Annotated in this window: 4 protein-coding genes, 2 tRNA genes, 1 rRNA gene and 1 pseudogene; 2 read left to right on the forward strand and 6 right to left on the reverse strand. The window is 40.7% G+C overall.

All coding sequences use genetic code 11. From position 1 onward, the window contains the following. Window positions 1-47: 47 nt before the first annotated feature. On the reverse strand, window positions 48-1,262 hold the full coding sequence (locus tag ODU34_RS05255) for a pyridoxal phosphate-dependent aminotransferase (RefSeq protein ID WP_205014668.1): 1,215 nt from the start codon (window positions 1,260-1,262) through the stop codon (window positions 48-50). Between the two features lie 154 nt (window positions 1,263-1,416). On the opposite strand from ODU34_RS05255, the gene ODU34_RS05260 reads away from it, so the two are divergent. Then, a complete protein-coding gene (locus ODU34_RS05260; protein ID WP_004195772.1) occupies window positions 1,417-1,869 on the forward strand; it encodes a universal stress protein in 453 nt (150 codons plus the stop codon). Window positions 1,870-1,884: 15 nt separating this feature from the next. Here ODU34_RS05260 and ODU34_RS05265 read toward each other — a convergent pair. Next, window positions 1,885-3,262: pseudogene (locus ODU34_RS05265) on the reverse strand (Cof-type HAD-IIB family hydrolase). Between the two features lie 69 nt (window positions 3,263-3,331). Here ODU34_RS05265 and ODU34_RS05270 point away from each other — a divergent pair. Beyond that, window positions 3,332-4,291 (forward strand): asparaginase, encoded by a 960-nt coding sequence (locus tag ODU34_RS05270; protein ID WP_205014674.1) that lies wholly within the window; start codon window positions 3,332-3,334, stop codon window positions 4,289-4,291. A gap of 63 nt (window positions 4,292-4,354) precedes the next feature. Here the strand turns inward: ODU34_RS05270 and recG are convergent, their stop codons facing one another. The 4 genes from recG to rrf form a co-directional block, all read right to left on the reverse strand. Next, window positions 4,355-6,373, reverse strand: coding sequence for an ATP-dependent DNA helicase RecG (gene recG / locus ODU34_RS05275; protein WP_398578391.1), 2,019 nt, complete (start codon window positions 6,371-6,373; stop codon window positions 4,355-4,357). Window positions 6,374-6,489: 116 nt separating this feature from the next. Beyond that, a tRNA-Glu gene (locus ODU34_RS05280) sits at window positions 6,490-6,561 on the reverse strand. Between the two features lie 22 nt (window positions 6,562-6,583). Continuing rightward, window positions 6,584-6,656 (reverse strand) — tRNA-Asn (locus ODU34_RS05285). A 4-nt stretch (window positions 6,657-6,660) separates the two neighbouring features. Beyond that, a 5S ribosomal RNA gene (rrf, locus tag ODU34_RS05290) occupies window positions 6,661-6,776 on the reverse strand. Between the last annotated feature and the right edge of the window lie 10 nt (window positions 6,777-6,786).

Genomic DNA, 6,786 nt, shown 5'->3' on the forward strand with positions numbered 1-6,786 from the left:
TCCAAGCAAAAAGAAAGAGGCTGATTAACACTCAGCCTAAAATTCCATTATCTACGATATTGTTGCAAGAATCGTGACATTTTTTCTTGAATTTCTGCCAACTCATCCACACGTGGTAAATACACAATACGGAAATGATCTGGATCCTTCCAGTTAAAACCTCGACCATGGACCAGAAGTACTTTTTCTTGCTTGAGGAAATCCAATACAAATTGTTCATCATCATCAACTCTGTACATCTCACAATCAATTTTTGGGAAGACATACAGACCAGCCTTAGGTTTTACAGCAGAAAGCCCCGGAATATCATTAATCGCCTTGGTAATAAACTCCCTTTGTTCATATAAGCGTCCACCAGGCATCAAGAGTTCATCAACCGATTGGTAACCTCCCAAAGAAGTTTGAACAACCTGTTGAGCCAAAACGTTTGAACACAAACGCATATTGGACAACATATTCAAGCCTTCAATGTAACCTTTTACATGCTTTTTCGGACCAGATAAGACCATCCAACCTACTCGGAAACCACAAATACGATGCGATTTAGACAGTCCATTCATCGTCACAACAAATAAATCTGGAGCCAGTGTCGCAATAGGGATATGAACAGCTCCGTCAAAGACCATACGATCATAAATCTCATCAGAGAAAATGATCAATTCATGTCTACGAGCAATATCAATGATTCCTTCTAAAATTTCTTTCGGATAGAGAGCACCCGTTGGATTATTTGGATTGATAAGGACAATTGCCTTGGTTCGAGAAGTCACCTTGGACTCCATGTCTGCCAAATCTGGATACCATTCAGCTGCTTCATCACAAACATAGTGAACAGCTTTACCACCAGCCAAACTAACTGCGGCAGTCCAGAGAGGATAGTCTGGCATTGGCACCAACACCTCATCACCATTATCTAGCAAACCTTGCATAGACATAACAATCAGCTCACTCACACCGTTTCCAAGATAAATATCTTCAATATCAACATTTGGAAATTTCTTTAGCTGACAATACTGCATGATAGCCTTACGTGCAGAAAAAATTCCCTTACTGTTCGAGTATCCCTCTGATTTACGGGCGTTATGAATCAAGTCACGAATAACTTCATCTGGAGCAGTAAAACCAAATTCTGCAGGATTCCCCGTATTCAAACGTAAAATCTGCTCTCCATTGGCACGCATGCGCATGGCCTCTTCCAAAACAGGCCCACGAATATCATATGCTACATCATCCAATTTTGTTGACTTGTTAAATTGCTTCATGTCGTCACCTCGACTTTCTATCTTTTATATTGTACTGTAAAAGCAAAAAAAGTACAAGAATCCTTTACATTTTCTCTTAAAAGGCTTATAATAAAAATGTAAGGAACTACTCTACCTATTTCGGGACAAAGCTCTTCTGAAAGGAGTGATTATTATGACACAATCTTACAAAACAATACTCGTCGCTGTAGACGGCTCTAAAGGAGCAGAATTAGCTCTTCATAAAGCCATTCATGTTGCACTACGCAACCAAGCACGTCTGATTATCGCCCATGTGATTGATACCCGTGCTCTCCACAATGTTGTTGCATTTGACGCCTCTGTCTATGAATCTTTAGAAAGAGAGGCGGAGCTCCTCCTCGAAGAATACAAACAAGAAGCCCTCAACGCCGGACTGACCGATGTACAGATTCGCATTGAGTTCGGTAACCCTAAAACCCTCCTGGCTATCGATATTCCAAAGGAAACTGGTGCAGATCTTATGCTACTTGGAGCAACTGGTCTAAATGCCTTTGAACGTCTCCTAATCGGATCCTCATCCGAATATATCATGCGCCACGCAACTATCGATTTACTCATTGTTCGCGATGGAGAAAAAAGTTTATAAACCAAAAGACTTGATTTACGAATCAAGTCTTTTCATCTGTCTTTTCATCTGTCTTTTCAACTCTTCCTGAATCTTTTCCTCCGGCGCAAACCGTTCTTCCCAATCATCCGGCTTTAAAATTTTATGGGTAATTGGATCAAAATGGGCCTTCCCATCTGGAAATGTTTTCCCCATATTTGCAGTATGGACTATCTGAAAAATTGGTTCTGGATCAACCCCCATCAAAACAAACGAACCATATGTAAAATAAAGAATATCCAGCAAAGCATCTACCTGATCCTGCATCGAAACCCCGAAACTTCTCTTGCCAGATACCTTATCAGCAGCAGTATCTAAATCCTGATGAAGTTGTTGAATAAAATCATAAAACTCAACTTCAGATTCTGAAGCTGCATGTAGAAATTCTACCAACTCCTCCAATTTAAAACCAGCGCGATGCAAAGCCGTCTGTCCATCATACACACTGGGAAGTTCTTGGGTTTCACCATCCATTAAAAAATGAAAATCCTTTACCCTATTAAAATTATCGTCCTTGCTCTGAAACATCTTATCCCTCAATCACACCAAAATGAATTAATGCCTTATAAATCCCATCATGATTATTTGTATCTGTAACAAAGGAAGCTGCTTGTTTAACCTCTTTCGTCCCATTTCCCATCGCTACCGAGTGCTGAATTTCATTCAACATTTCAAAATCATTATTAGAATCTCCGAATACCATAACTTCATCTAACTCAAAACCATATCGTTCTGCAACCTTTACAATACCCGATAATTTTGAATTTCCCTTACTGATAATATCAGTCGCATAGGGACTCGAACGCGTAAAAGACAAGTTCGGAAAGAGCACCTCCAATGATTGCGTCTCCCTTTCCGTCGTCAGCAACATCAGCTGATAGATTGGTTGAAAGAGAAAACCTTTCAAATTCGTTTCCTGTTGAGGACTGATCCAACGTACCAAGCGATTGAAAATAAAGTTTATGATTCCAGCCCAGGACTCCGGAATCATACGCGTCACACGATATGCAAAATTTCCTGTTCCAGCACTCATAATCTTACTACCAAATATACCTTTAGCAGTTCCAAAAGATAAATCCTTATGGTGAGTTTGCGCATACTCCATAATTTGTTCAATTTGCTTTGACTCTAAACTCTGACTATAAATAACTTCTTCTCTTGAAAAAATATATTGACCGTTATAAGCAATGGCCAAATCTAGCCCTAAACTAGCCATATACTGCAAAACAAAACGAGGATCACGTCCTGTAGCTAGACCAACTAAAATTCCCTTCTCTTTCAAAGCATTAATGGCGAGAATAGTTGAACTACTAACCATACGATTGTCGGTCAATAAGGTACCATCAATATCGAAAAATACAGCCTTTATCGTCAACCAACTCACCTACTTTCTAAGAATTATGTTACAATTAGTATATCACACTTTGAAAGAAACTGAAAATTTATGAAAAAAATTCTAGTATTGCATACAGGTGGAACCATTTCTATGCAAGCCAATCATCAGGGTGAAGTTGCATCGAGTAAAATCAATCCAATGACCCAAATTGATAGCCCACTAGAAGAAATTCAAGTGACATCCTTGGATTTTCTCAATGTTCCAAGTCCACACATTCGCTTAGAACACATGATGGCTCTATACCAAAAAATCAAAGAAGAACAAATGAACTTCGATGGTTTTGTCATTACACATGGCACAGATACTTTAGAAGAAACTGCCTATTTCCTTGATACAATGGCTATTCCAGAAAAAACAATTGTATTGACCGGAGCTATGCGTTCATCAAATGAACTAGGTAGCGACGGGATTTATAACTACCGAACAGCCCTACGTGTGGCTGCTGATGATAAATCCGCAGATAAAGGTGTTCTAGTGGTCATGAACGATGAAATTCATGCTGCTAAATATGTTACAAAAACGCATACCACCAATGTCTCAACCTTTCAAACACCAACCCATGGACCACTGGGGTTAGTCACCAAACGAGAGATTCTCTATTTTAAAACTGCTGAACCACGTGTTCGATTTGACTTGTCAAGAATCACAGGAACGGTCCCAATCATAAAAGCTTATGCAGATATGGACTCCATCCTCCTTGATTCTCTCACTGCAAGCTCAATTTCCGGCTTAGTCATTGAAGCACTCGGCGCCGGAAATCTTCCGCCTACCATCCTTCCAGCCATTAAGAAACTCCTTGATCAAAAGATCCCCATTATTCTGGTATCTCGCTGTTTTAACGGAATTGCTGAGCCTGTCTATGCCTACCAAGGAGGTGGCATCCAACTGGAGCAAGAAGGCATTCTATTTGTTAAAGAATTGAATGCTCAAAAGGCCCGACTCAAACTCCTTATCGCTCTCAATGCAGGCTTGGAAGAGCAAAGCTTGGCAGATTACATCCAAGGTTAATCGTTGACGAACTATACAATATGTCAAAAGACCAGCACATGTGTGTTGGCCTTTTTTATATGACTAATCCAATTCCTCTCGATCTTTCAAATTAGCAAGTAAAATCGACCAATTAGGGTCCTCCTGCCAATTTTCCACGCTAACAATCTGACTAGCAACTCGCCTTGCTTCCTCTAAAATTGGATAGTCCTCGATAATATTTGCAACCTGAAATTCTGGCAAACCTGATTGACGAGTTCCAAATATTTCTCCAGACCCACGCATTTTTAAGTCAGCTTCAGCCAAAATAAAACCATCTGTCGTCTCTGTCATAATTTTCATGCGTTCCTTACCAGACTCTGTTTTAGGATTAGCAACTAACACTGCATAAGACTGCTTATGACCACGTCCTACACGCCCTCTCAACTGATGTAATTGGCTTAAACCAAAACGATCTGCATCCATAATAACCATCACCGTTGCATTGGGCACATTGACTCCGACTTCAATAACAGTGGTAGAAACCAAAATATTCGTTTTTCGCTCCTTAAAAGCCTGCATGATGGCATCTTTCTCGTCATTTTTCATCTTACCGTGTAACAAATCCACTGTAACTTGCTCTCCAAAATGCGCCTGTAAATCAGATTGCAGATCTACAGCATTCTTTAAATCCAGAGCCTCAGATTCTTCAATCAGCGGAGAGATAAAATAAACCTGGGCACCCACTTCTAACTCCCGCTCCAGCCAATCTAAGACCGTGGGCAGCTGTTGATGTTTGACCCAGCGAGTGATAATTGGCTTCCGACCAGCAGGTAACTGATTAATAATCGATACATCCATATCTCCAAAAGCTGTAATAGCTAACGTCCGAGGAATAGGTGTAGCAGTCATCATAAGCACATCCGGATTATCACCCTTCTCACGAAACAGACGGCGCTGTTTAACACCAAAACGATGTTGCTCATCCGTCACAACCAAACCAAGCTTATGGTACGTCACACTTTCCTGGATAAGAGCATGAGTTCCTACAATGATGTCTACCTGACCACTAGAAATCGCCTCTAAAGCAGCACGACGCTCCGCAACCTTCATTCCCCCTGTCAAAAGAGCAATAGAAAGTTCTGGAAAAAGCTGGCGCAAACTCTCAAAGTGTTGCTCTGCCAAAATTTCTGTCGGCACCATCATTGCAGCCTGCATCCCCGCAGTCACAGCAGCAAACATAGCCAATCCAGCAACTACTGTCTTCCCTGAACCAACATCCCCTTGTAACAAACGATTCATGTGCCCATAGGACTTCATATCTGATAGTATTTCAGCCAAAGCCCCAGACTGAGCATCCGTTAAGACAAACGGCAATTGTCTTATTTGCATAGCCAATCTATCAGCATCATAAGCAATCTTCAAACCATTCGAAATATCACGATTGTTGGCTTTCAGCATTTGCAACTGTAATTGAAAATAAAATAATTCCTCAAACTTCATACGTCGCAAAGCTTGTCTATACTCTTCTAAATTTGTCGGAAAATGCATCGCAAAAACCGCCTCTCGGCGATTCATTAACCGATAGCGCTCTCTTAAAACTGATGGTAAATTCTCCTCTAATAAATGCAAATATCCCTGATCAATAGCTGTTTTAATTGCCTTAACCAAATTTACTTGCGAAATCCCCTGCGCCACATGATAGACAGGCTGCAGCTCATCTGATACTTGAGCCAAAACTTTCATTCCTGTCAAACTTGCCTTAGCCTTATCCCACTTTCCCCAAACTGCAATATCCTGCCCCAAAACAATCTTATCTGCTAAATAAGGCTGATTAAAAAACGAAACTGCTAAGACAACCTCACCCTGTTTCATTGAAAAACGGAGTCTATTTCTTTTGTAACCATAATACTGTACATTAGCTGGGGATACCACCTCCCCAACTACCACTGCCTTCTCACCATCCTGCAAATCATAAATAGACTTACTCTCAAAATCTTCATATCTAAATGGATAGTAAGTCAGCAAATCATTAATATTCTGAATGTTAATTTTTAAAAATTTTTCAGCCGATTTTGGACCAATCCCTGGCAAAACCGATAATTCATCACATAATCTTTTCATGTCTCTATTATATCAACAAACAATGAATAGACAAAGCAACAAGAAAAGAAAAGGAGCCAATTAAAGCCCATTTACCTCAAAAAACAAAAAAAAGAGACCTAAGCAGCCTCCCAATATAGTCCGTACGGGATTCGAACCCGTGTTACCGCCGTGAAAAGGCGGTGTCTTAACCCCTTGACCAACGGACCATATACTAAAGATTTCTCTTTACTCCGCCAACAGGGCTCGAACCTGTGACATCATGATTAACAGTCATGCGCTCTACCAACTGAGCTATGGCGGAATATGCTAAGCGACTACCGTATCTAACAGGGGGCAACCCCCAACTACTTCAGGCGTTCTAGGGCTTAACTGCTGTGTTCGGCATGGGTACAGGTGTATCTCCTAGGCTATCGTCACTTAACTACTGAGTC

The sequence above is a fragment of the Streptococcus sp. 2018WUSS126 genome (assembly GCF_044427425.1).
Classification (GTDB): Bacteria; Bacillota; Bacilli; order Lactobacillales; family Streptococcaceae; genus Streptococcus; species Streptococcus hashimotonensis.